The organism is Liquorilactobacillus cacaonum DSM 21116 (assembly GCF_001436735.1).
GTDB classification, from domain to species: Bacteria; Bacillota; Bacilli; order Lactobacillales; family Lactobacillaceae; genus Liquorilactobacillus; species Liquorilactobacillus cacaonum.
Genome location: NZ_AYZE01000005.1, coordinates 106244 through 130833, shown reverse-complemented (window position 1 = coordinate 130833; position 24590 = coordinate 106244). Strand labels below are relative to the sequence as shown.

Annotated in this window: 21 protein-coding genes; 17 read left to right on the top strand and 4 right to left on the bottom strand. The window is 33.8% G+C overall.

The window, feature by feature from the left end:
- Positions 1–138: 138 nt before the first annotated feature.
- The 3 genes from yidC to rpmH all read right to left on the bottom strand — a co-directional run bounded on the left by yidC (position 139) and on the right by rpmH (position 1538).
- A complete protein-coding gene (gene yidC, locus FC80_RS01090; protein ID WP_057828304.1) occupies positions 139–972 on the bottom strand; it encodes a membrane protein insertase YidC in 834 nt (277 codons plus the stop codon).
- Positions 973–997: 25 nt separating this feature from the next.
- Positions 998–1339: a ribonuclease P protein component gene (gene rnpA, locus FC80_RS01085; RefSeq protein ID WP_057828303.1), complete on the bottom strand. Its 342-nt coding sequence runs from the start codon at positions 1337–1339 to the stop codon at positions 998–1000.
- A gap of 64 nt (positions 1340–1403) precedes the next feature.
- Positions 1404–1538, bottom strand: a complete 135-nt coding sequence (rpmH, locus tag FC80_RS01080; RefSeq protein WP_010078018.1) for a 50S ribosomal protein L34 — start codon at positions 1536–1538, stop codon at positions 1404–1406.
- Between the two features lie 507 nt (positions 1539–2045).
- Here rpmH and dnaA point away from each other — a divergent pair.
- The 16 genes from dnaA (at position 2046) to FC80_RS01000 (ending at position 22117) form a co-directional block, all read left to right on the top strand.
- Positions 2046–3407 carry a chromosomal replication initiator protein DnaA gene (dnaA, locus tag FC80_RS01075; RefSeq protein ID WP_057828302.1) on the top strand — a complete coding sequence of 454 codons (1362 nt, stop codon included), beginning with the start codon at positions 2046–2048 and terminating at the stop codon, positions 3405–3407.
- 166 nt (positions 3408–3573) lie between these two features.
- Positions 3574–4713: a DNA polymerase III subunit beta gene (dnaN, locus tag FC80_RS01070; RefSeq protein WP_057828301.1), complete on the top strand. Its 1140-nt coding sequence runs from the start codon at positions 3574–3576 to the stop codon at positions 4711–4713.
- Positions 4714–5019: 306 nt separating this feature from the next.
- On the top strand, positions 5020–6699 hold the full coding sequence (locus FC80_RS01065) for a malolactic enzyme (RefSeq protein ID WP_083486892.1): 1680 nt from the start codon (positions 5020–5022) through the stop codon (positions 6697–6699).
- Positions 6700–6729: 30 nt separating this feature from the next.
- Positions 6730–8052, top strand: a complete 1323-nt coding sequence (locus tag FC80_RS01060) for a 2-hydroxycarboxylate transporter family protein (RefSeq protein ID WP_057828300.1) — start codon at positions 6730–6732, stop codon at positions 8050–8052.
- 304 nt (positions 8053–8356) lie between these two features.
- Positions 8357–8584 carry a S4 domain-containing protein YaaA gene (gene yaaA, locus FC80_RS01055; protein WP_057828299.1) on the top strand — a complete coding sequence of 76 codons (228 nt, stop codon included), beginning with the start codon at positions 8357–8359 and terminating at the stop codon, positions 8582–8584.
- A gap of 3 nt (positions 8585–8587) precedes the next feature.
- A complete protein-coding gene (gene recF / locus FC80_RS01050) occupies positions 8588–9715 on the top strand; it encodes a DNA replication/repair protein RecF (RefSeq protein WP_057828298.1) in 1128 nt (375 codons plus the stop codon).
- A gap of 42 nt (positions 9716–9757) precedes the next feature.
- Positions 9758–11692 carry a DNA topoisomerase (ATP-hydrolyzing) subunit B gene (gene gyrB, locus FC80_RS01045; RefSeq protein WP_202813105.1) on the top strand — a complete coding sequence of 645 codons (1935 nt, stop codon included), beginning with the start codon at positions 9758–9760 and terminating at the stop codon, positions 11690–11692.
- Between the two features lie 52 nt (positions 11693–11744).
- Positions 11745–14213, top strand: coding sequence for a DNA gyrase subunit A (gene gyrA, locus FC80_RS01040; protein WP_057828296.1), 2469 nt, complete (start codon positions 11745–11747; stop codon positions 14211–14213).
- A gap of 192 nt (positions 14214–14405) precedes the next feature.
- On the top strand, positions 14406–14693 hold the full coding sequence (gene rpsF / locus FC80_RS01035) for a 30S ribosomal protein S6 (protein WP_057828295.1): 288 nt from the start codon (positions 14406–14408) through the stop codon (positions 14691–14693).
- A gap of 37 nt (positions 14694–14730) precedes the next feature.
- Complete coding sequence (gene ssb, locus FC80_RS01030; protein ID WP_057828294.1) at positions 14731–15252, top strand: single-stranded DNA-binding protein; 522 nt, start codon at positions 14731–14733, stop codon at positions 15250–15252.
- Positions 15253–15272: 20 nt separating this feature from the next.
- On the top strand, positions 15273–15509 hold the full coding sequence (gene rpsR / locus FC80_RS01025) for a 30S ribosomal protein S18 (RefSeq protein ID WP_057828293.1): 237 nt from the start codon (positions 15273–15275) through the stop codon (positions 15507–15509).
- A gap of 189 nt (positions 15510–15698) precedes the next feature.
- Complete coding sequence (gene pnuC / locus FC80_RS01020) at positions 15699–16457, top strand: nicotinamide riboside transporter PnuC (RefSeq protein ID WP_057828292.1); 759 nt, start codon at positions 15699–15701, stop codon at positions 16455–16457.
- A 242-nt stretch (positions 16458–16699) separates the two neighbouring features.
- The gene (locus tag FC80_RS01015) at positions 16700–18703 is read left to right on the top strand and encodes a DHH family phosphoesterase (protein ID WP_057828291.1); all 2004 of its coding nucleotides are present in this window, start codon (positions 16700–16702) and stop codon (positions 18701–18703) included.
- A 22-nt stretch (positions 18704–18725) separates the two neighbouring features.
- Complete coding sequence (gene rplI, locus FC80_RS01010; RefSeq protein WP_057828290.1) at positions 18726–19175, top strand: 50S ribosomal protein L9; 450 nt, start codon at positions 18726–18728, stop codon at positions 19173–19175.
- A gap of 37 nt (positions 19176–19212) precedes the next feature.
- The gene (gene dnaB, locus FC80_RS01005) at positions 19213–20598 is read left to right on the top strand and encodes a replicative DNA helicase (RefSeq protein ID WP_057828289.1); all 1386 of its coding nucleotides are present in this window, start codon (positions 19213–19215) and stop codon (positions 20596–20598) included.
- 226 nt (positions 20599–20824) lie between these two features.
- Positions 20825–22117, top strand: coding sequence for an adenylosuccinate synthase (locus FC80_RS01000; RefSeq protein WP_057828288.1), 1293 nt, complete (start codon positions 20825–20827; stop codon positions 22115–22117).
- A 403-nt stretch (positions 22118–22520) separates the two neighbouring features.
- Here the strand turns inward: FC80_RS01000 and FC80_RS00995 are convergent, their stop codons facing one another.
- Positions 22521–23021: an acyl-CoA thioesterase gene (locus FC80_RS00995; protein WP_338038094.1), complete on the bottom strand. Its 501-nt coding sequence runs from the start codon at positions 23019–23021 to the stop codon at positions 22521–22523.
- Between the two features lie 299 nt (positions 23022–23320).
- Between FC80_RS00995 and FC80_RS00990 the strand changes: the two genes are divergently transcribed.
- Positions 23321–24580 carry an MBL fold metallo-hydrolase gene (locus FC80_RS00990; protein WP_057828286.1) on the top strand — a complete coding sequence of 420 codons (1260 nt, stop codon included), beginning with the start codon at positions 23321–23323 and terminating at the stop codon, positions 24578–24580.
- Positions 24581–24590: the final 10 nt, after the last annotated feature.

Genomic DNA, 24590 nt, shown 5'->3' with positions numbered 1-24590 from the left:
ATTATACCAAAAGAGCTTCACCAGAAAAATCATTACTTTCTCTGGTGAAGCTCTTTTGCTTAGGGACTTATGGCACAGTCCCTTTTTCTAGTTCCAAGATTGATACTTGTTTTTACTATTACTCAAAAACCGATATCTCTATTTTCTTTTAGTTTTATAAGCTCTTCGCTTTGCCTTTTCTATGGCTCTCTTTTTATCTTTTTCAACTTTTTTCTTTTCTTCACGTTCACGATTAATTTTAAATGGATTATTTATCAATAATGTTTGCCCAGCTGAAAATGCATTTCCTATCACCCAATAAAGTGATAACGCTGAAGGTAAAGAAATTGCAGTTATCAAGATAAAAATTGGCATTCCATATGTCATCGCAGTTGTCATCCCATTTTGTTCAGGCTGTGACATCACACTCAACTTAGATGTTAGAAATGTAAATATTGCTGCCAAAATAGGTAATACAAAATAAGGATCCTTATCTCCAAGTTTCATCCACAGAAAAGTTCCCGTCTTCAAAACGTCTGATCTTAAAATCGCTTGATACAACGCAATTAAAATCGGCATTTGTATTACCATCGGCAAGCAACCCGCAACGGGATTAACACCCGCTTCAGCATATAACCTTTGTTGCTCCTCACGTAACTTGCTTTGTGTTTCAGCATCTTTTGTTGAGTACTTACTTTGCAAAGCTTTTAGCTGTGGTTGTAATTCTGTTGTTTTTCGCATACTCTTCATTTGGTAAACCATAAGCGGAAAAAGAATGACACGAATAATGATTGTAAACAAAATTATGCCTAACCCATAACTATTACCAAAAATCTTACTTAAAAAAACGATTGCTTGGATAAAACTCCAGATTATGTAGTGATCCCACACACCTGAACTATTTTGAGTTACAGTAGTTGTACTACAACCACTTAAAATAAAAACTAGCCCCACAATGCAAAGTAATGTGAGAATTCGTCTTGTTTTTTTCACTACATTCCCCTCACTTTTCGTATGTCTATGCCAACAAAATATGAGCTAAGCGTAGGATATGCATCAAATTATTTTTGGTATCAGCCATTGATACACCTGAAATTGGTGGACGTGCAATAACTATAAAATCACAATCCTGACGCAAATGTGGCTTCAATTCTGTTAAACTCTGCCTTATTCGTCTCTTAACCCAATTACGTGCTACTGAATTCCCAATTTTCTTTCCTACAGAAATTCCCACCCTGAAATGCACTTGATTTGGTTTATCAATTACATAAACAACAAATTGTCGGTTCGCACAAGACTTCCCTTGCATGAATACCTTTTGAAAATCCTCTTCTTTTTTGACACGGTATGATTTTCGCATAATTCATCTCCATGTGCCGCATAAAAATCTACGTCAAAATAAAAGACCACTGACGGTCAGTGGCCTATGCAGACAATACTTTTCTACCTTTACGACGTCTACGTGCTAAAACAGCGCGACCGTTACTTGTACTCATACGTTTGCGGAAGCCATGCACTCTTTGTCGATGACGTTTCTTAGGTTGGTATGTTCTCTTCATTAGATTTTCCACCTCCTTGATAGCTACTTAACAATGATACTTGACACTATACTTAAAAATTAGCGTTTTGTCAAGTGCTTACTAATAATTTATAAACAGCTACATTTCTAAAAATTACCATTTTTGCAAAAGCTAATTCATTTATAAAGTTATCCACAAAAAAAGAGTATGTCTTGTCCTTCTTGTGGATTTCTTTTTTTTTATTTTTTCTTTCAACATGCGTTTTAACAATGTTATCCACCAAAACACAGCCTGTTTATCATTTTTCCACAGGTTATTATTTTTTTGTGGAAAACCCTTCAAAACCTAAAAAGAACGCTTTTAGTTCTCCACTATTACCTTGTGGAAAACTTGCTAAATTTAGAATATTTATTTTTACATTTTTCTACATGTGGACAATGAATTTACATGTTGTGGTTTTTGTTCTTTTCTTTTTCACCTACCTGTGGAAAACTTGCTAAAAAAATGCTAAACTGTTTCTTGTGAACTTAAAAAGGAGGTATCTACGTGCCTGATCTTGAAACCTTATGGCAATATATTTGTGATGAATTTAAAAACAAGCTATCTACAATCAGTTACAATACTTGGCTAAAAGCTGTTAAGCCTATAGCTTTTTCATCTCAAACTTTAGTGATTGAAGTACCTACAGCTCTACATAAAGATTATTGGAAAGCAAACCTAAGCAAACAAGTGGTCTCACTAATAGCTGATTCTATTGGACAAAAAATCACAGTAATTGCGAAATTACCAGATGAACCAGATCCCTTACTGAACAATTCCAATTCTTCAAAAAATAATGTTCACCCTAGGACAAAAGTTAGTGATTCACGACCTACTTTTATGCGCGAAACAAAGTTGAATGAACGATATACATTCGATACCTTTGTTATTGGAAAGGGTAATCAGATGGCTCATGCTGCTGCTTTAGTTGTCGCTGAAGAACCTGGAGCCTTGTACAATCCGCTATTTTTCTTTGGGGGCGTTGGGTTAGGAAAAACTCATTTAATGCACGCAATTGGACATCAGATGCTTGCAAATAAACCACAAGCTAAAGTCAAATATGTTACGAGTGAAGCCTTTGCCAATGATTTTATTAATTCGATTCAAACAAAACGGCAAGAAGAGTTTCGCAAAGAATACCGTAGTGTTGACTTATTACTAGTAGATGATATTCAATTCTTTGCTGATAAAGAAGGAACACAAGAAGAATTTTTTCACACATTTAACGCACTATATGACGATAAAAAACAGATAGTTCTCTCTTCAGATCGCCTACCTAACGAGATTCCAAAGCTACAAAAAAGGCTTGTATCACGTTTCAAATGGGGCCTCTCTGTTGATATAACGCCTCCAGACCTTGAGACCAGAATTGCTATTCTTCGTAATAAAGCAGATGCTGATGATTTAAATATTCCAGATGACACTTTAAGCTACATTGCCGGCCAAATTGATTCTAATATTCGTGAATTAGAGGGAGCTTTAGTCAGAGTTCAAGCATATTCTTCAATGATTCACCTACCTATTTCAACTAGCATAGCTGCAGATGCCTTAAAAAATCTCAAGCTTAATGGAAAATCAAATGAAATAACAATATCTGTTATCCAAGACAAGGTTGCAAAATATTATCATATTTCAGTTGGCGATTTAAAAGGAAAAAAGCGGGTTAAAAATATTGTAATTCCTAGACAAGTAGCCATGTACCTTGCACGTGAACTTACAGATGCTTCTCTTCCAAAAATTGGGCATGAGTTTGGTGGCAAAGATCATACTACCGTGATTCACGCCCATGAAAAAATCTCAGGAGCCCTTAATAGCAATTCAGAGCTACAACGTGAAATTAATGATTTAAAAAGTAAATTAAAAAAATAATACCGCTGTGCATAAATGTGCATAAAAAGCGTAGTTATACACAAGATATTCACATGTGGATATCTAGTTATTTCGTAGCACTCTTAATGTTATGCACAATACTAACAGGCCCTACTACTATTACTATCTTTATTATTATTAATATTATATATTCAGGAGGCATTTCATGAAATTTACTGTCAATCGATTTGAATTTATAAAAAGTTTAACTGACGTTCAACGAGCTATCTCAACTAAGACAACAATTCCTATATTAACGGGATTAAAATTAAAATTAGAGGCTAGAGGACTGACACTTACAGGAAGTAACGCAGATATTTCAATTGAAACTTTTATTCCAGCTGAAGATGATAATTTTCAATTAGAGGTTCAAGAACCTGGTCAAATTGTATTAACTGCTAGAATTTTTAGTGAAATTATAAAAAAACTTCCAGAAGATAAATTAACTTTAGAAGTTACTAATAATTATCAAACTGAAATAACATCAGGTTCTGCTTCATTCAATATCAAGGGATTAGATGCGGAAAATTACCCACATTTACCAGAGATAACGACATCGAATACGTTAGATCTTGAAAGTGACATTTTAAAACAAATTATAAGTCAAACTGTAATTGCAGTTTCCACTCAAGAAAGTAGACCTATTTTAACAGGAGTACATTTAACTATTGAAAACGGGGAACTAGTTGCAGTCGCAACTGATAGCCATCGCTTAAGTAAACGTAAAATAACAATGCTAGATGCTGCAGATTCTTCTTATGATGTCATCATTCCTGGAAAATCCTTGAGTGAATTATCAAAAATGATTAATGAAGATGCATCAAAAGTTAAGGTGCGAATAACAGAAAATCAAGTCCTTTTTGAATTCAACAATACGACTTTTTATTCTAGGTTATTAGAAGGAAATTACCCAGATACAGATCGATTAATTCCAAAAGATTCAGCAACTGCCATCGATTTTAGTGCAGATGAATTCCTTTCATCAATTGAAAGAGCTTCATTGCTCTCACATGCAGGTCAAAACAACGTTGTAAAATTGGAATTAGATACAGGGAAACAAGAAGCAACGATATATAGTAATTCTCCAGAAATAGGTAATGTTGAAGAAAAATTAAAATTTCAAAAGTTAATAGGTGAAAATATTGAAATTTCATTTAATCCGGACTATATGAAAGATGCACTGCGTTCCTTTGGACAAAGTACAATTACAGTCTCCTTTAATGCTCCATTGAGACCTTTTACATTAGTTCCTAGCGAGGATCAAGACCATTTTATTCAATTAATTACTCCTGTAAGAACATACTAGAAATATTTCCAATATTTATATAAACAAGAGGTTATGTCAAAATTTAAATTTTGACATAACCTCTTGTTTTATTGCTATAAAAATTGGTTACAAATTACCATTTACCGCATATTTTTTATTAATCATAATTTAGATTAAATTTGATCATAAAGGAAAAACAAATTTAATCTTTTAGTCAATCAAAATAATTGAACTCAAAATATAATTACTTTAATTATTGTAACAACAAAAATTGTGCTACATATAATATTTTTTTATAGTAATTTCAGTTTTTGACTATATATAAAATAGGAGAGTATATTGCATATGTTCAAAGAAGAACTAGTTAAATTATCAAAAAATTTAAGGAGTGTTATTTTTATGTTGAAGAGTTATGAAGTATTACGCAATCCTTTTTTAAATAAAGGAACAGCATTTACTAAGGAAGAACGTGAAGAATTAGGCTTGATAGGAATCTTACCAAGTAAAGTTCAAACGCTTGAAGAACAGACAGAACAAGCTTATGCACAATTTCAAAGTAAAACAAGTCCATTAGAAAAACGCATTTTTTTAATGAACCTTTTTAATGAGAATGTTACATTGTTCTATCATTTGATGGATCAACATGTTGTCGAATTCATGCCAGTTGTTTATGATCCAGTTGTTGCAGATTCAATTGAACAATATAATGAAATCTACACAAATCCACAACACGCAGCATTTTTATCAATTGATCATCCAGAAGACATCGAAAAAACATTAAAAAATGCAACTGACGGTCGTGATATTCGATTAATCGTTGTTACTGATGCAGAAGGTATTTTAGGAATGGGTGACTGGGGTGTCAATGGTGTTGACATCGCTGTAGGTAAATTAATGGTTTATACAGCAGCAGCTGGTATCAATCCTGCACAAGTGTTGCCAGTAAGTATCGACTCAGGTACAAACAATCAAAAATTAATTGATGATCCTATGTATTTGGGTAACCGCCATGCACGTGTAGCTGGTCAACCATTCTTAGACTTTATTGATAAGTTTGTAGAAGCACAACAAAAAGCATTCCCTGAAGCACTTCTTCACTTTGAAGATTTTGGTCGTGCAAATGCGCAAGTTATCTTAGATAAATATAAGAATGAAATTGCTACATTTAACGATGATATTCAAGGTACAGGAATGATTGTTTTAGCAGCTGCAATTGGTGCTATGAAGATTTCTAAACAAGAACTTAAGAATCAAAAATTCTTAACATTCGGTGCAGGTACAGCCGGAATGGGAATCGCAAATCAGATCTTTACTGAATTAGTTCAAGAAGGTTTGACAGAAGAAGAAGCACGTAAACGTTTTTATTTAGTTGACAAACAAGGTCTTTTGTTTAGTGATACACCAGATCTAACACCTGCTCAAAAACCATTCACACGTGATCGCTCAGAATTTGAAAATGCTGAAGAATTGACAACTTTGGCAGCAGTTGTTAAAGCTGTTCATCCTACAGTTATGGTTGGTACATCAACACAACCAGGGACATTTACCGAAGAAATTGTAAAAGAAATGGCTGCACATACAGAACGTCCATTGATTTTCCCACTTTCAAATCCTACAAAATTAGCAGAAGCTAAGGCTGAAGACTTAATTAAATGGACTGATGGAAAAGCACTTATTTCTACAGGTATTCCTGCTGCAGATGTTGAATATAAGGGTGTTACTTACCATATTGGTCAAGGAAATAATGCTTTGATTTACCCAGGATTAGGATTTGGATTAGTTGCTTCTACAGCAAAACTATTGACACAAGAAACAATTTCAGCTGCAATCCATGCACTTGGTGGCTTAGTGGATGCTAACGTTGATGGTGCTGCCGTATTACCACCAGTTTCACAGCTTACAAAATTCTCACAAATTATTGCTGAAGCAACTGCTGAAAGTGTAGTTGCTCAGGGATTAAATAGAGAAGACATTGCTGATGCAAAAAAAGCTGTTGCTGATATGAAGTGGACTCCAGAATACTAAAATTAAGATATAATTTCGAGGGTGAAAATAGTGGAAGAAGTAAAAAAGGTAGAAGAAAGCGAAGTAAAAGAATCTGCTTTAAAACGATTCTTTTCGATTAAAATTAGCGGCGTTGCAATGCCGTTTTATATAATAATGTTAGTAATTCTTGCAGCAACTATTGCTTTACACAAATTACCAAATACAATACTTGGTGCAGTAGTCTTACTAGTAGTTTTAGGACATGTTTTGTATTTTATAGGAGAAAAAATTCCTATTTTTAACAGTTATCTCGGTGGAGGTTCTGTCTTTTGTATATTTGCATCTGCTGCAATGGCAACTTTTGGGATTATTCCTGCTGATGCAGTTAAAGTTGCCTCAAATTTTGTTAGTAATGAAGGATTCTTAGATTTTTATATTGCTGCATTAATTAGTGGTAGTATACTTGGTATGAATCGTAATCTTTTAATAAAAGCATCGGTACGCTTTATACCGGTTGCATTTCTTTCAATGATAATCACATTCTTTGCAGTTGGACTTGTTGGAATGTTGATTGGTAATGGATTTGGTCATTCTGTGATGTTCGTATCACTCCCAATTATGGCAGGTGGTATTGGAGCAGGTGTTGTACCATTATCTACTATTTATGGTCATGCTCTTGGTCAGTCATCGGCTAGTATGATTTCGCAACTTATTCCAGCTTCAGCAGCTGGTAACGTCTTGGCCATTATAGCTGCTGCTTTAGTAGCTAAAATTGGTGAATCATATCCTAAATATAATGGTCATGGTATCTTGATGGAAATCGATCCAGAATATACAAAGCCACGTAAGGTTAAATTAGATATAATGCAGTTTGGTGTTGGGATGATGATGGCTTTATCATTTTTCATGTTGGCAACAATTTTCAATAGTTTGGTACCTAAAGTTCATACGTATGCATTTATTATTATTATTGTTTTCATTTGTAAAGCAACAAATATTTTACCAAAATATTATGAAGATGCTGCTATTATGTTTAATCAACTGATTGTAAAAAATTTAACTCATGCAGTTCTTGCAGGAATTGGAATTGCATTGCTTAATTTGACACTTTTAGCACATGCTTTAACATGGGAATTTGTAGTACTTGTAATAACAAGTATTATAACAATAACGATTGCTAGTGCATTGATAGGAAAATTATTTGGTTTATATGAAGTTGAATCAATTATTACTGCTGGTTTATGTAATAATAGTATGGGTGGAACAGGTAACGTTGCTGTTCTTTCTGCATCAAATCGTATGGGATTGATTGCATTTGCTCAAATGGGAAATCGTTTAGGTGGGGCAATTATTCTTGTAATCGCAGGGATTCTAATTCAATTTTTACATTAGTTTTTAAAATTACAAAAAAGATTGAAACATAAATTAATCTGTGAGTTTGGACTTGCGAAACATGTTCATTCGTAACAAAAGGGAACTAGATCAAAGAAACCTTTGATTTAGTTCCCTTTTTATCTTACGTAAAAATAGGTCTAAAACGCAAAAAAACACAAACTCATGAGATTTAACTAACAGTAGGTATATTTATATTAAAAGGCCTTAAAATAGCTTATATCGAATAATAAGCCCTTTTTCAATTGTTATTTGTTTAAAAAAAGTTTATAATTAGGTTAAATAAGGAAGTTGGTGAAATCTGTTGAATAATGAAATTCTTTTAAAAACTGAGTATGTTACTTTAGGCCAATTACTAAAAATAGCTTCGGTAATCGATTCTGGTGGACAAGCAAAGTGGTTTTTGCAAGAAAATGAAGTTTGGATCAACGGAGAACAAGATAATCGAAGAGGTCGTAAACTTTATGCAGGTGACAAAGTTAGTATCCCTTCAGTAGGGACTTTTTTAATGTGCGCAAAACAGGACAGATAGCATATGTATCTAAAAAGAATGGTACTGAAAAATTTTCGGAATTACACAGAAACTAGTTTGGAATTTTCACCAAAAGTTAATATTTTAATAGGCGAAAATGCACAGGGCAAAACTAATTTACTTGAAGCCATTTATGTTTTGGCAATGACAAGAAGTCATCGAACAAATAATGAGCGAGAATTAATTAACTTTGAAGAAAATGAAGCACTACTTCAGGGAATCCTTGAACGTAATGTAAGCAAATTAGATTTAGAGCTTTTTCTTGGAAAAAAGGGGAAAAAAGCAAAAATAAATCATTTGGAACAGGCAAAATTATCGCAATATGTTGGCCAAATGAATGTTATTTTGTTTGCTCCTGAAGATTTAGCACTTGTCAAAGGTTCTCCAGCATTAAGACGAAAATTTATTGATATGGAATTTGGTCAAATTGACGCACATTATCTGTATAATTTAAGTCAGTATCGTGTGGTTTTAAAACAAAGAAACAATTACTTGAAGCAACTACAATCGAAACAGTCTAAAGATTTAGTTTTGCTAGAAGTGTTATCAGATCAGATTGCAACTTTTGGGGCAGAAATTATTGCCAAAAGGATTATTTTTTTAAAAGAACTTGAAAAATATGCAAAATTAGTGCATGAACAAATTACAGAAGAAAAAGAAAAGCTTAGTTTTTTATATGATACTAGCATAGAAAATGTTTATAAAAAAAATATAAAACAAATATATCAAGATCTAAAAATTTTATATCAACACAATCAAAAAAAAGAGATTTTTCAAGGACTGACCTTGTATGGCCCCCACAGAGAAGATGTTCAATTTCTTATTAATGACAAAAATGTTCAAATTTTTGGATCGCAAGGTCAGCAAAGAACAGTGGCATTGTCAGTAAAGTTAGCTGAAATAGACGTAATGAAAAATGAAACTGGAGAATATCCAATTTTATTATTAGATGACGTTTTATCTGAACTAGATGGTGCACGGCAGACACATCTACTAAGAGCAATTCAAGATAGAGTTCAAACTTTTTTAACAACCCCTAGTATAAGTGAAATTGCGGAAAAGTTTATAAAAAATCCCAAAATATTTAGAGTAGTAGCGGGGAAAACTAAAGAGGAAAAATTTAGACAATAGGAAAGTAATTATTGGAGGAGAGTAAATTTGACAGACAAGGAAATGCAAGACGTTAAAGAAGCACAAGCTAGAGAATATGATGCTAGTCAAATTCAAGTGCTTGAAGGTCTTGAAGCAGTAAGAAAACGTCCAGGAATGTATATTGGCTCAACAAGTTCACAAGGGTTACACCATCTGGTATGGGAAATTATTGATAATGGTATTGATGAAGCATTAGCAGGGTTTGCAGATGAAATTAATGTAACAGTCGAAAAAGATAACAGTATAACTGTTATTGATAATGGTCGAGGGATACCTGTAGATATTCAAACTAAGACGGGTAGGCCAGCGTTGGAAACGGTGTACACAATCTTACATGCTGGTGGAAAATTTGGTGGTGGAGGATACAAAGTGTCAGGTGGACTCCATGGTGTAGGAGCCTCCGTTGTAAATGCTTTATCAACAAACCTTGATGTTGAGGTCAAAAAAAATGGAAAAGTTTATGCGATCGATTTTAAAAGGGGAAAAGTAAATAATGAAATGAAAGTTGTCAGAAAATGTGGCGAACATGAGCATGGGACAAAGGTTCATTTTTTGCCTGACCCTGACATTTTTACAGAGACAACTACCTATGATATTAAAATATTGACTACTAGAATTAGGGAGCTTGCTTTTTTAAATAAGGGACTAAAAATTACGATTAAAGACAATCGTGAGGAAAATCCTAGAACAAAAGAATTTCACTATATCGGTGGAATAAAACATTATGTTGAATTTTTGAACAAAGGAAAACAAGTCTTATTCGAAGAGCCTATCTATGTTGAAGGCGAACAAAAAGGAATTACTGTGGAGGTTGCGTTACAGTATACCGATGATTTTCATTCAAATTTATTAACTTTTACTAATAATATCCATACCTATGAAGGTGGAACTCATGAAGCCGGATTTAAAACAGCGTTGACAAGAGTAATCAATGACTATGCACGTAAAAGTGGAATAATGAAAGAAAATGATGATAATCTTTCAGGAGAAGATGTGCGTGAAGGACTAACTGCTGTTGTTAGTATTAAGCACCCAGATCCACAGTTTGAGGGGCAAACAAAAACTAAGCTAGGAAATTCGGATGCAAGAACTGTAACGGACAGAATGTTTGCTGAACATTTCTCTAAATTTATGATGGAAAATCCAACAGTAGCAAGAAGAGTAGTTGATAAAGGATTGTTAGCTTCCAAGGCAAGGATAGCTGCTAAAAGAGCACGTGAAGTTACGAGAAAGAAAAATGGACTAGAGATTAGTAATTTACCAGGAAAATTAGCTGACAATACAAGTAAAGATCCTGAAATTTCAGAATTATTTATTGTTGAGGGTGATTCTGCTGGCGGTTCAGCTAAGCAAGGACGCTCAAGATTAACACAAGCTATTTTACCTATTAGAGGTAAAATTTTAAATGTCGAAAAAGCAACGTTGGATAGAATATTAGCAAATGAAGAAATCAGATCATTATTTACAGCTTTAGGGACAGGTTTTGGACAAGAATTTAATGTCGAAAAAGCAAAATACCATAAATTAATAATAATGACTGATGCCGATGTTGATGGTGCACATATTCGTACCTTATTATTGACGCTTTTTTACAGGTTTATGCGTCCAATGATTGATAAGGGTTTTGTTTATATTGCGCAACCGCCGCTTTATCAAGTACGCCAAGGGAAAATGACTAAATATATTGACACTGATGTAGAACTTGAGGAAGTTTTAGGACAATTACAACCGGCGCCAAAGCCTGTTATTCAAAGATACAAAGGTTTAGGGGAAATGGATGCTGAACAATTGTGGGAAACAACTATGAATCCAGAAAACAGAAGACTATTGCGAGTCAAACTCGAAGATGCTGAAGAAGCAAACTCAGTTTTTGAAATGTTAATGGGTGATAAAGTAGAACCACGCCGTGAATTTATTGAAGCAAATGCAACTTTTGTTGATAATTTAGATGTTTAGATATTTCCTGGGAAATATAAGTGGGAACTTCAAAAAATAGGAGGGATAGACATTGGTAGATCTTCCAAATAGAATCAAGGATTCTGATTTATCGGGAATCATGCGTAAGTCTTTTATGGAGTACGCAATGAGTGTTATTGTTGCACGTGCACTGCCTGATGTTCGTGATGGATTAAAACCTGTACATCGTAGAATTTTATATGGAATGAATGAGCTAGGTGTGACACCTGATAAGCCATATAAAAAGTCAGCAAGAATTGTTGGCGATGTTATGGGGAAGTATCATCCGCATGGAGATTCTGCAATTTATGAGTCGATGGTTAGAATGGCACAGGAATTTAGTTACAGATATATGCTTGTCGATGGTCATGGTAACTTTGGATCAGTCGATGGCGATGGTGCTGCTGCGATGCGTTATACGGAAGCACGAATGAGTAGAATTGCAACAGAGATGTTACGTGATATTAATAAAAATACGATTGATTTTACTGAAAATTACGATGGATCAGAAAGAGAGCCGGTTGTTTTGCCGGCAAGGTTTCCTAATTTACTTGTTAATGGAGCGACAGGTATTGCTGTAGGGATGACCACAAATATTCCACCGCATAATTTGGCTGAAGTTATTTCTGGATTACACATTTTAATGAAAAATCCTGAAGCAACAACCGCAGATTTAATGGAAGCAATCAAAGGGCCAGATTTCCCAACTGGGGGAATTGTTTTGGGTAAATCTGGAATTAGGAAGGCTTATGAAACGGGGAAAGGAACTGTTACAGTAAGGGCCAAAGTTGAAATTGATGAACTAAAAAATGGTCGTGAACAAATAATTATTCACGAATTGCCATATATGGTTAACAAAGCAAAACTCATTGAGAGAATTGCTGAATTAGCGCGTGACAAAAAAATTGAAGGAATAACAGATATTCGTGATGAATCTGATAGAGAGGGTATGCGTGTTTCAATTGATATCAGGCGAGACATGAGTGCATCTGTTATCCTTAATAATTTGTACAAACTAACTTTAATGCAAACAACTTTTGGTTTTAATATGTTGGCTATTGTTAAAGGTACACCCAAAATACTTAGTTTAAAACAAATATTAAAGTATTATTTAGAGCACCAAGAAACAGTAATTAGGCGAAGAACAGAATTTGAATTAAAAAAAGCACAGGCAAGAGCACATATACTAGAAGGATTAAGAATAGCACTTGATCATATTGATGAGATTATCAATATTATTCGTAGTTCTAAAAGCGGAGAAGTTGCCAAAGTTAAATTAATTGATGGATATCAACTTTCTGATAAGCAAGCACAAGCTATTTTGGATATGCGATTAGTTCGTTTGACTGGCTTAGAGCGTGAAAAAATTGAAGAGGAATATAATAAATTAGTTGAGGCAATCGCTAACTATAAGGATATTCTTGCCCATACGGAAAAAATTGATGAGATTATTTATCAAGAACTCTTAGAAATTCAAGAAAGATATGGAGATAAGCGTAGAACTGAATTAATGGTGGGCGAAGTTCTTAGTATCGAAGATGAAGACTTAATTGAAGAAGAAGATGTAGTCATAGCATTAACGCATAATGGTTATATCAAGCGATTGGCCACGAACGAGTTTAAAGCACAACGTCGAGGTGGGCGTGGTGTACAAGGTATGGGTGTTCATGATGATGACTTTATTGAACACTTAGTGAATACATCTACGCATGACGAGCTTTTATTCTTTACTAATACAGGAAAAGTGTACCGTATGAAAGGCTATGAAATACCTGAATACGGGCGAATTGCCAAAGGGATACCTGTTATCAACTTGCTTGGTATAGATTCAGGTGAGAAGGTTCAGGCAGTTATTAATATTTCTCGAGATATGAAAGATAGAGAAATGTTTTTGTTTTTTACAACACGTTTAGGAATTTCGAAGAGAACATCAGTTGCAGAGTTTTCAAATATCAGAAGTAATGGGTTAAAGGCGATTACACTTAAAGAAAACGATGAACTAATAAGTGTTTTAATAACAGATGGTAGAAAGAAAATAATAATTGGCACACATGACGGATATGCAGTTAGTTTTTCTGAAGAAGATGTTAGAGCGATGGGAAGAGCTGCTTCTGGCGTTCGTGGTATACGGTTAAGGAATGAAGATTATGTCGTTGGGGCTGATATATTATATCCAGATAGCCACGTGTTTGTAATCAGTGAAAATGGGTTTGGTAAACAAACAAAAGCATCTGAATATCCAATTAAAGGTCGTGGTGGTAAAGGGATAAAGACTTCAAATGTAACAGAAAAAAATGGATCTGTTGTAGGAATAACCACAGTTACTGGAACAGAAGATATTATGCTAATAACTAATAAGGGTGTCATGATTAGGTTTAGTATTGCAAATGTTTCAGAGACAGGGAGAGCAACACTTGGTGTTCATCTTATCAAGGTTGAGGAAGGTGCAATTGTTTCAACAATGGCGAAAGTTGACCCAGAAGAAATTGATGATGAAGAAATTCAAGAAGAACAAAATTAATTTGACAAAATAAAAAGTTTTGCGTATTTAAAATTATAGGCATGAAAATACAATGTTATGATAGCTTGCGTAATCATTGTATAAATGATATAATATTTGTTCGTTAGTATCTAACTAGAAATAGCTTTAGATTACTTTCCTTGTTCTTAACAGAATTAAGAACCAATAGTCCATAAGGAGGTGTAAACAGTCATGACTTACGAAATTACTTATATTATCAGTCCAGCAATCGATGAAGCTGCTAAAGCTGCATTAGTTGAACGTTTTGATGGTATCTTAACGAATAATGGTGCTGAAATCGTAAATTCAAAAGACTGGTCTAAGCGTCGTTTCGCATATGAAATCGGTGGTTTTACAGAAGGAACATATCATATTGTAAATGCCAAAGCTGATGATTCAGTTGCAATCGACGAATTTGATCGTCTTTCAAAAATCAATGACGGAATTTTACGTCATATGATTGTCAAACGTGAAGCATAAATAAAAAATGAAATAATTGTAAAGGGGGAGTAGAACTTTGATTAATAGAGCTATACTTGTAGGTCGATTAACGAGAGATCCTGATTTGCGTTATACCTCTAGTGGTGTCGCTGTTGCAACGTTTACCATTGCTGTAAATCGACAATATACAAACCAGCAAGGTGAGCGTGAGGCTGATTTTATTAATTGTGTTATTTGGCGTAAAGCAGCAGAAAATTTTGCGAATTTTACACATAAGGGATCATTAATAGGTGTAGAAGGACGTATTCAAACAAGATCATATGATAATCAACAGGGTAATAGAGTCTATGTTACAGAAGTTATTGTTGATAGTTTTTCATTACTTGAATCACGATCTCAATCGGAGCATCAGCAAAGTAATAGCAACTTCCAAAGTTCTAAGCCTTCACAAAATGAAAAGCCTATGTCTGGGGATAATCCATTTGGCAATATGATGAATAATAATTCATCTGATAACACAAATGGATCCAATGACGTTGATCCATTTGCAAACAATGGGCAACAAATTGATATTTCAGATGATGACTTACCGTTCTAAAGAAGAAGGAGGGAAAATCAATGGCACAACAGCGTAGAGGTGGTCGCCGTCGCCGTAAGGTAGATTTTATTGCAGCGAACCATATCGAATATATTGACTATAAAGATACTGATTTATTGAAACGTTTTGTTTCTGAACGTGGTAAAATTTTACCACGTCGTGTAACAGGAACAAGTGCAAGAAATCAACGTCGCTTAACAATTGCAATCAAGCGTGCTCGTATCATGGGTCTTTTACCATTTGTAGCAGAAGATTAAAAGATTAAGACTTAAAATGTGGCTAGTCCGCATTTTTTTTTCGTCAAAATTATAATTCAAGTTGTATATATAGTGGTATAATAATATTTATATTCAATATGTTGTGTTTTATTGAGTTTGTAAAAAAGAAATCATTAATGATTTCGGATAAGGCGTGAAAGCGACCTAAAATATGAAAGGGATGGAAAGATGTTCAATCGATATGTTGATGTTTTATCAAATTTACCAGAATATTCAAAAAATGTTTTTAGGAGTAATTACTTTAGTTGGTTATTGAATCAGTGCAAAGGTTGGGGGAAGTTCAGTTATGGATTGTTATTTTTTAATTTTATTTTACAAGTGTTTTCATTAATACAATCCTTCCAGGTAGCTCCTTTGCAGTCTATTTTGTCGTTTATTGGAGGAAATCTTTCTGTCGCTTGTGTTATAGGTATATCTAATCGTTCAGGTATTCAAGGATGGGCAGGAGCTTTAAGTGCAATATGTATTGCTAGTGTTGGTTTTATGGCAGGAAATTTTGCTACAGCTTGGGAGCAGATAGGGTATTTACTATTTTTGGATATTTTTTGTATTCTTGATCCGAAATGGAATGACAATATTCAGGCAGAAAAGTTTGAAAATGCGCGAGAATGGATATATTACATATCATTTTTTGCTGTTGCTTGGGGAATAATCTATTATATTTTTAGTATGACTAGCGATCCTCGTGTTTTTTTGGATAGTTTAAATTTAGCAATGGCGATTACAGGGTCCTTATTGGAGTTAAATAGAAAACGTGAACAATATTTTGTATGGACAATCAGTTCCGTATTTACAATTGCTTTATGGATACAAACAATGCTACAAGGTGATGGGAATTTTGCACTTATATTTAGTTATGGAGTATTCTTCTTAAACGATATGTACGCATTTTTTAGTAGTCGAGGTTGGTTTAAAACAACTATTTAGATGATTTTACTATTCGAAGAGGACTTAGGTCGAGTTTTGACTTAGTTCCTCTTTTTTTGAATTGATAAAACAACAATTAATTATATTTTGGGAAATGGCTGTTTCATTTTTTCAAGAATGTGTATCTCTGCGATGTTTGTGTTAGAATAAAAGGCAAAGTCTACGTAGGATTATTTGTTTTCAATCAGTAAATTTTGTAAAATTACTTTACTGGAAATACTTGTAGAAGTGAGGAGAACAAAGTGAAACAGTTTTTTTCAAAAAATTTTTTGCACTTGCCATCGTTTATGGAGAATGAAAAATTACGTATTATTGCTGTGATGGTATTGATAATATCTATCGTATGTACAGTAATTTCCTTTATAGTAAGTGCAATATTAGGAACAATTATAGCTGCATTAGTAATAGTAACTATTGGGATATCTTTTTTTGTTTTAAAAGCAATTACAGAAGATACCAATGAATATATTTCGGATTTATCGTATCGCATTAAAAGAGGGGAACAAGAATCGCTAATAAAGATGCCGGTTGGTGTTATGTTTCTGAATGAAAAAGATGAAATTGAATGGGTCAATCCATATCTACAAAAATATTTTGGTCAAGAAGAAATATTAGGTAGAAAATTGGATAGTGTGGATCAAGAATTATTTTCAGTTATAAAGGAAAATAGCGTAGAAAGAAAACCTGTGGAGGTTTCATGGCGTGAATATCGTTTTCAGTTGTTAATTGAAAACGATATCCATGCTGTATATTTAATGGATATTACGCGATATGCTCGAATTGAGCAACATGATAGAGATACAGATACAGTGATAGGTCAAATTTTTATTGATAACTATGATGAAGTAACACAAACAATGAATGATAAGAGTGTTTCAAATATTAGCAACTATATTACTAATGAGCTTTCAAATTGGGCTAAGAAGTATCAAATGTATCTTAAGAGAATAGATGATGATCATTTTTTTATTTTGGCTTATACGAGTGTGCTAGGAAAGTTAGAAGATAATAAATTCAAAATTTTGGATAGAATTAGGGAAAGAACATCGAAACAAAATTTGCCATTAACATTGAGTATAGGACTCGCTTATGGAGAAGATGATTTAGCTCTTTTATCAAAGGTTGCACAAAATAATTTGGATTTAGCACTAGGACGTGGTGGAGACCAAGTTGTAGTTAAAATGCCTGAAGGACAAGCACGTTTTTATGGTGGAAAAACAAATCCTATGGAAAAACGAACAAGAGTGAGGGCTAGAATGATTTCTCAGGCTTTGCAAGAATTGATGAGTCAAACCGATCAAATTTTTGTTATGGGTCATAAATATCCTGATATGGACTCTATTGGAGCCTGTCTGGGATTGAGAAGAATTGCTACTATGAATCAGAAAAAATGTTGGATAGTTTTAGACAATGAAAACCTTCACTCTGATGTTACAAGATTGATGGATGAACTCTCACAATATCCTGAAATTAAGGGAAGTATAATATCAGTTGAAGAATCGCTTGAAAAGGCAACTAAACAAAGCCTATTGATAATGGTTGATCATTCGAAACCATCAATTTCAACGAGTCAAGAACTGTACAAAAAATTGGCAAATCGTATGATGGTAATTGATCATCACCGTAGAGGAGAAGAGTTTCCTGAAAATCCAATCTTGGTTTATATTGAACCATACGCTTCATCGACGTGTGAATTAATTACAGAAATGTTTGAATACCAATCGCGTGATAGTGAACCTATTAATAAGATAGAAGCGACGGCGATGTTGACAGGAATAATTATTGATACGAAATCATTTACTTTACGCACTGGGACAAGAACTTTTGATGCAGCAAGTTATCTACGTTCTGTGGGAGCTGATTCTGCAATGGCACAACATTTTATGAAAGAAAATGTTGATAACTTCTTGCAGAGGAATCATTTAATTGATCGTGTAGAATTTGTTGGTAATCGTGTAGCAATTTGTGTTGGAGAAAAAGATAAAGTATATGATTCAGTTATAGCTGCACAAGCGGCAGATGCTTTGCTCAATGTAAGTGGTGTAGAAGCTTCCTATGTTGTTACACAACGATTAGATGGAAAAATTGGGATATCTGCACGTAGTAACGGAAAAGCAAATGTGCAAATGGTTATGGAGGAACTTGGTGGCGGCGGTCATCTTTCAAATGCTGCAACGCAATTGAAAGATGTTACAATAGAGACTGCTAAAAATGAATTAATGAAAGTAATTGATGAAAATAGTTAGTATGATTTTGGAGGATTAAAGAATGAAAATTATTTTTTTGCAAGATGTAAGAGGCAAAGGTAAACGTGGCGAAATTAAAGAAGTTCCAGATGGGTTTGCAAATTTTTTAATTAAGAATAATAAGGCGAAAGTTGCGACAACGCAAGCCTTAAGTCAACTTAAGGGACAACAAAAAGCGGAAGAAAAACATGAAGCAGAAGTTTTGACAGAAGCAAAAGAATTAAAAAATAGACTTGAGTCTGGGGAAATGGTTGTTGAAATGAAAGCGAAAGCTGGTGAGGATGGCCGCTTATTCGGGTCTATTACGAGTAAACAAGTGGCACAAGCATTAGAGAAACAGTACTCATTAAAAATTGACAAGAGAAAAATGGAACTTAATGAACCAATCAAGACACTTGGTTATTCTAACATTCCGGTTAAGTTGCATAATCAAGTTATGGCGAAAATAAGAATACACATTGTTGAGCAATAATAGAGGCTAAGTTTGATGAGCGAAAGGTGAATGAATAATGAGTAATGAAAATTTAATAGATCATTTACCACCCCAAAATATAGAGGCTGAGCAGGCAGTTTTAGGTGCAATTTTTTTGCGTTCAGAATCTCTTATAGAAGCAATGGAATACGTACAAGTTGATGATTTTTACAAGAGATCACATCAGATTATTTTCAATGCGATGGTTGAGCTGAACAATGAGGATGAAGTAATTGATGTTGTTACAATTAATAATTATTTGACAGCTAATCAGCAAGTTGATGATGTTGGCGGAGTTTCTTATATTGCTGAACTTGCGGCGGCTGTTCCAACTGCAGCGAATGTTGCTTACTATGCCAAAATTGTTGAAGAAAAAGCTTTGATGCGAAGACTAATTGCAACTGCAACTAATATTGTGACACAAACATATTCACAAGATGATGATGTCCCAGCATTGTTAGATGACGCAGAACGTCAAATTATGGAAGTTTCAGAGCGTAGAAATCGCAGTGGATTTAAATCAATTAAAGATGTTCTAAATAACACCATGGAAGAAATTGACAGGCTTTATCAACAAGATGAAGATGTAACAGGGATTGCGACAGGATATCCAGATCTCGATAAAATGACAGCAGGGTTGCAGCCGGATAACTTAATAATCCTAGCTGCGCGGCCTGCTGTTGGAAAAACAGCATTTGCGTTGAATATTGCCCAAAATGTGGGAACAAAAACTGATAGTACAGTTGCCATTTTTTCTTTAGAAATGAGTGCAGAGTCGTTGGTTAATCGAATGTTGTGTGCCGAAGGAAGTATCAATGCTAATCATTTGCGAACGGGACAGCTTGAGGCTGAAGAATGGCAAAAATTAGTTGTGGCAATGGGGTCATTGTCACAAGCTGCTATATATATTGATGATACTCCTGGGATAAAAATGGCGGAAATTCGTGCGAAATGTAGAAGATTGGCAAAAGAAAAAGGTGATTTAGGCTTAGTTGTGGTTGACTATCTTCAATTAATTGAAGGTTCAAATAAAGAAAGTAGGCAACAAGAGGTTTCTGAAATTTCAAGGCAGTTAAAAAAGCTAGCTAAGGAATTATCTGTTCCAATTATTGCCTTATCACAACTTTCACGTGGAGTTGAGCAAAGGCAAGATAAAAGACCTGTATTATCAGATATCAGGGAATCTGGCTCAATTGAGCAAGATGCAGATATTGTAGCTTTTTTGTATCGTGATGATTACTACGAACGTTCAGAATCAGATAGTGATGAAGATGAAAAGCAAGATCAAGCTTCACAAGATGTAGGTGAAGTTGAGGTAATTATTGAAAAAAATCGTGCAGGTGCTAGAGGCACAGTGAAGTTGCTTTTTGTTAAGTCATATAATAAATTTTCTTCAGTGTCTTATATTCCAACGCAAGGTTAATTGTTTAAATGAAAATTGTTAAGTGGGACTTGTACCAGTGGTCAAAGATTACACATAGATAAGTAAATTTTTTTTACGGTAACTAAAGTTCGTTATTATTGGAAACAGTAGTGATAAAAGCAAACAATATTCGGAATTTACTTGAAAAGTAATAGCTCTACTGATACAATTATCGAGGTTGATGGTACAAAAGAAGATATTCAAATCATTTTATGAGGTGAAAAAAATGTCATCAGTAGTAGTTGTAGGTAGTCAATGGGGCGATGAAGGAAAAGGAAAGATTACAGATTTCTTAAGTCGTAATGCAGAAGTTATTGCTAGATATCAAGGTGGAGATAACGCTGGACACACGATAGTGTTTAATGGAGAAACATACAAGTTACGTTTAATTCCCTCAGGGATATTCTATTCATCAAAAATTAGTGTAATAGGTAATGGGGTTGTTTTAAATCCTAAGTCACTTATTGAAGAGCTAGAATACTTAAAAGAACGTGGAATTTCAACGTCTAATTTGAGAATTTCGGATCGTGCACATGTTATATTACCTTATCATATTCTATTGGACGGTTTACAAGAAGCGGCGAAAAAGGATCAAAAGATAGGAACTACGAATAAAGGTATAGGGCCGGCATACATGGATAAAGCAGCGCGTATTGGAATACGAGTTGCAGATCTTTTGGATAAAGAAATTTTTGAAGAAAAACTACGTCATAATCTAGAAGAGAAAAATCGAGAGTTTGTTAAGTTTTATGAAGTAGAACCATTAAAATTTGAAGATATTTTCGAGCAATATTATGACTATGGGCAACAATTTAAGGACAATGTTACGGATACATCTGTTGTTTTAAATGATGCTCTAGATAGTGGAAAACGTGTTCTTTTTGAAGGAGCACAAGGTGTAATGTTGGATATTGATCAAGGTACGTATCCTTTTGTTACTTCTTCTAACCCAGTTGCTGGTGGTGTGACTATTGGAAGTGGGGTAGGTCCCTCAAAAATTGATAAAGTTGTGGGTGTGTGCAAAGCATATACATCACGTGTTGGAGATGGCCCATTTCCAACAGAGTTAGCAAATGAAACTGGTAATTTTATTCGTGAAGCAGGGCATGAATATGGAACGGTAACGAAAAGGCCTAGAAGAATAGGTTGGTTTGATAGCGTTGTAATGCGTCATGCAAAACGAGTTTCAGGACTAACTAACTTATGTTTGAACTGTATAGATGTATTGACAGGTTTAGACGAAATAAAAATATGTACTGCTTACGAGTTGAATGGAGAGCGAATTTACCATTATCCAGCAAGTTTGAAGCAATTAGCGCAATGTAAACCAGTATATGAAACGCTTCCTGGTTGGAACGAAGATATTACACAATGTAAGAGACTTGAAGACTTACCAGAAAATGTGAGAAAGTATATTCATCGAATTGAAGAATTAGTTGGTGTAAAAATTTCAACATTTTCAGTTGGACCTGATCGAGAACAAACTAATGTATTAGACAATATTTGGGCAAGAATATAATTTAATTAATATACATGAAATGAAAAAAGACAAAGCTATTTATGAAGATTAAGGAACTGTCATAGATGTTTTTGTCTTTTTTGTTTTTTATAAATAAGATAGGATATTAATATTGATTAACGGCTACTTATGAAAGTTGAGAATAAAGTAAAATTATTTAATATGTTGACGCGTTATTCTCGTTTTTTGATACTAATCGGTATAAAATGTTAAGAGTGAATAAATTGGGTTGATTGTGAGGATATTAAAATGTCATACAAAGTTGATACTGAATTAGCAATTAAAGAAGTAATGGAAAAAAGAAAGTGTACATATGAAGAGGCAATTGATTTTTTAATTAGAGTTATCAAAAAAAAGGTGTAGCATAAGATAAGTGCAATACAGGATAAAAGAACTTTTTCATCTAGTCAAATGCAAGTAAGTTATTAATCTCTTTTGAAGTAGCTATATTTTTTTGATATTCTAAACGTCTTTTTTGATACGCTTTACAGATCATAATTTCCTCGGAACTTTGTGGTATTAATTTTAATGATTTATGTTGTGTATCTGTAATCACAAAGGTCAAAAAGGAAGTAGCTACCAGAAAACGTTCCCCAGAAACTAGGTGTTCACCAATAAATTTTGCAAAAACCTCGATAGAGCTATTTCCAATACCGCTTACGAATGTTTTGATTGTTAGAGCGTCATCCAATTTTAACGGGGTAATGAAATTAAATTGATTAATGGCTGCAGTAACGATGTTACAACGTGCAACTCGTGCAGCAGAAATTGATGCTGTTCCGTCAAGCAATTCAAGTAAATGGCCACCAAAAACAGTTCCGTGTTCATTTAAATCACCTGTTAGGACACGCTGCTCTGTAATTGCGATAGTTTGGGAACAATATATAGAATCAGTAATATTCAATAGAATAGCCTCTCTTTTTTCTAGTTATAAGTATTATCTTCACTCATTTTAAAGAATAATTCAAGTCGTTGTTTCACATGAAACATTTACTTGAATAAAAAAAATCGGTATTTTTATTCCGGTTTTTTTATTTACAGAAATAAATTTCTGGTTTTACTTATGTGATACGAAAGATTTACAGAATATTGGGGGATAAAACCATTATTAATGAGTATACTTTTTAAAGTGTGGAGTAGAATTTCAAGCATAGCTCTGCGAAACACTAGTAGTATTGGAAATAGAAGGTGAGAGTTAACCGAATGACGAATATCAGATTTTTAAATGGATTAAATACAATTGGAGCAAGTATTGCAGAATTTAGTACTTCTTCTACAAGAATAATTACGGATTTTGGAATGACTGTCAATTTTCAAATTGGAACAGCTCAATCATTGATAGAAAAACATGTTCTTCCAAATTTTCCAGAGCTTTTTGGTGAAGAAAGAAAAACAAATGTGCGCTATAAGCATGAAGCGATTTTTATTACGCATTTACATTTAGATCATACTGCAGCCTTAGCATATCTTAAGAGTGATATTCCTGTCTATTTATCGCGTTCTTCATATAAACTATATTGCAGTCTTGTTAAACAGGGTTTGGATTTGGCTCTTAATGTCAATTTTCAAATTTTCGATTATGAAGTACCTGTGAATATTGGAGATTTAACAGTAACGGCGTATCAAAGTGATCATGATGTTCTGGGAGTTGCTGCATTTCTGATTGAAGATGGTAAGCATTCTTTTGGTCAGTCTGGAGATGTGAGATTAAATGGACCACATAAAGAAGATGTTAATAAATGGATAACGATATTTAAAAAAAAACAATTAGATTTATTGATTCTAGAGGCAACAAGTTTCAGTTTTCCTGAAAAAAGCGGTTTAAAAGAAAATAAGAAGATAAATGTGGAATTAAAATGTTTACGTGATTTTGAAGATATTTTAAACAAGAATAACGATTTAATTGTTATTAACCCGTATCCTAGGAATATCGAGCGCGTATTAGAATTAAATCGATTAGCAAATGAACTTAATAAGCCAATCGTATGGGAAAAACAATATGCGAAGGTGTTAAGAGAATTTACTGAATCAGACCCAATTTTTGTATTGGATGATGGTAATTTGGGATTAAATAATACCATAGGGCTGATTCCAGTGACAATTTTAACGATTATGAATAATATTAGTCATTTTTGTTTACAAAATAGCTTTGAGAACCTTGAAAATCTTTCAAATTTTTATAAATTTATCTATGTGCATTGCAACGGGGATCCGATTGGAGAATATGATTTACATTATCAAAGGTTAAAAAGTTTTTTAAGAAATAGAAATAGTGAATTTATTGATATTGGAGTGTCTGGGCATGCTACAAGAGAAGAGATTTGTGAAATTGCCATGAATGTCGCTGCAAAAAAAACAGTTATTTGGCATTCAAGTAAGCCTAACGAAGCCATTAAAGAACTTGAAGGTAGCGGATTACATTTTTTGAATCCAATACGTGAAAAAAAATATCATTTCGAATAAGTTTAAAATT

Excerpts from the sequence above, each read along its gene's own strand:
- FC80_RS01000 (WP_057828288.1), top strand. The coding sequence starts at position 20,825 with ATGTCATCAGTAGTAGTTGTAGGTAGTCAATGGGGCGATGAAGGAAAA.
- pnuC (WP_057828292.1), top strand. The coding sequence starts at position 15,699 with ATGTTCAATCGATATGTTGATGTTTTATCAAATTTACCAGAATATTCA.
- dnaB (WP_057828289.1), top strand. The coding sequence starts at position 19,213 with ATGAGTAATGAAAATTTAATAGATCATTTACCACCCCAAAATATAGAG.
- dnaN (WP_057828301.1), top strand. The coding sequence starts at position 3,574 with ATGAAATTTACTGTCAATCGATTTGAATTTATAAAAAGTTTAACTGAC.
- rpsF (WP_057828295.1), top strand. The coding sequence starts at position 14,406 with ATGACTTACGAAATTACTTATATTATCAGTCCAGCAATCGATGAAGCT.
- rpsR (WP_057828293.1), top strand. The coding sequence starts at position 15,273 with ATGGCACAACAGCGTAGAGGTGGTCGCCGTCGCCGTAAGGTAGATTTT.
- rnpA (WP_057828303.1), bottom strand. The coding sequence starts at position 1,339 with ATGCGAAAATCATACCGTGTCAAAAAAGAAGAGGATTTTCAAAAGGTA.
- recF (WP_057828298.1), top strand. The coding sequence starts at position 8,588 with ATGTATCTAAAAAGAATGGTACTGAAAAATTTTCGGAATTACACAGAA.
- FC80_RS00990 (WP_057828286.1), top strand. The coding sequence starts at position 23,321 with ATGACGAATATCAGATTTTTAAATGGATTAAATACAATTGGAGCAAGT.
- rpmH (WP_010078018.1), bottom strand. The coding sequence starts at position 1,538 with ATGAAGAGAACATACCAACCTAAGAAACGTCATCGACAAAGAGTGCAT.
- gyrB (WP_202813105.1), top strand. The coding sequence starts at position 9,758 with ATGCAAGACGTTAAAGAAGCACAAGCTAGAGAATATGATGCTAGTCAA.
- rplI (WP_057828290.1), top strand. The coding sequence starts at position 18,726 with ATGAAAATTATTTTTTTGCAAGATGTAAGAGGCAAAGGTAAACGTGGC.
- FC80_RS01065 (WP_083486892.1), top strand. The coding sequence starts at position 5,020 with ATGTTCAAAGAAGAACTAGTTAAATTATCAAAAAATTTAAGGAGTGTT.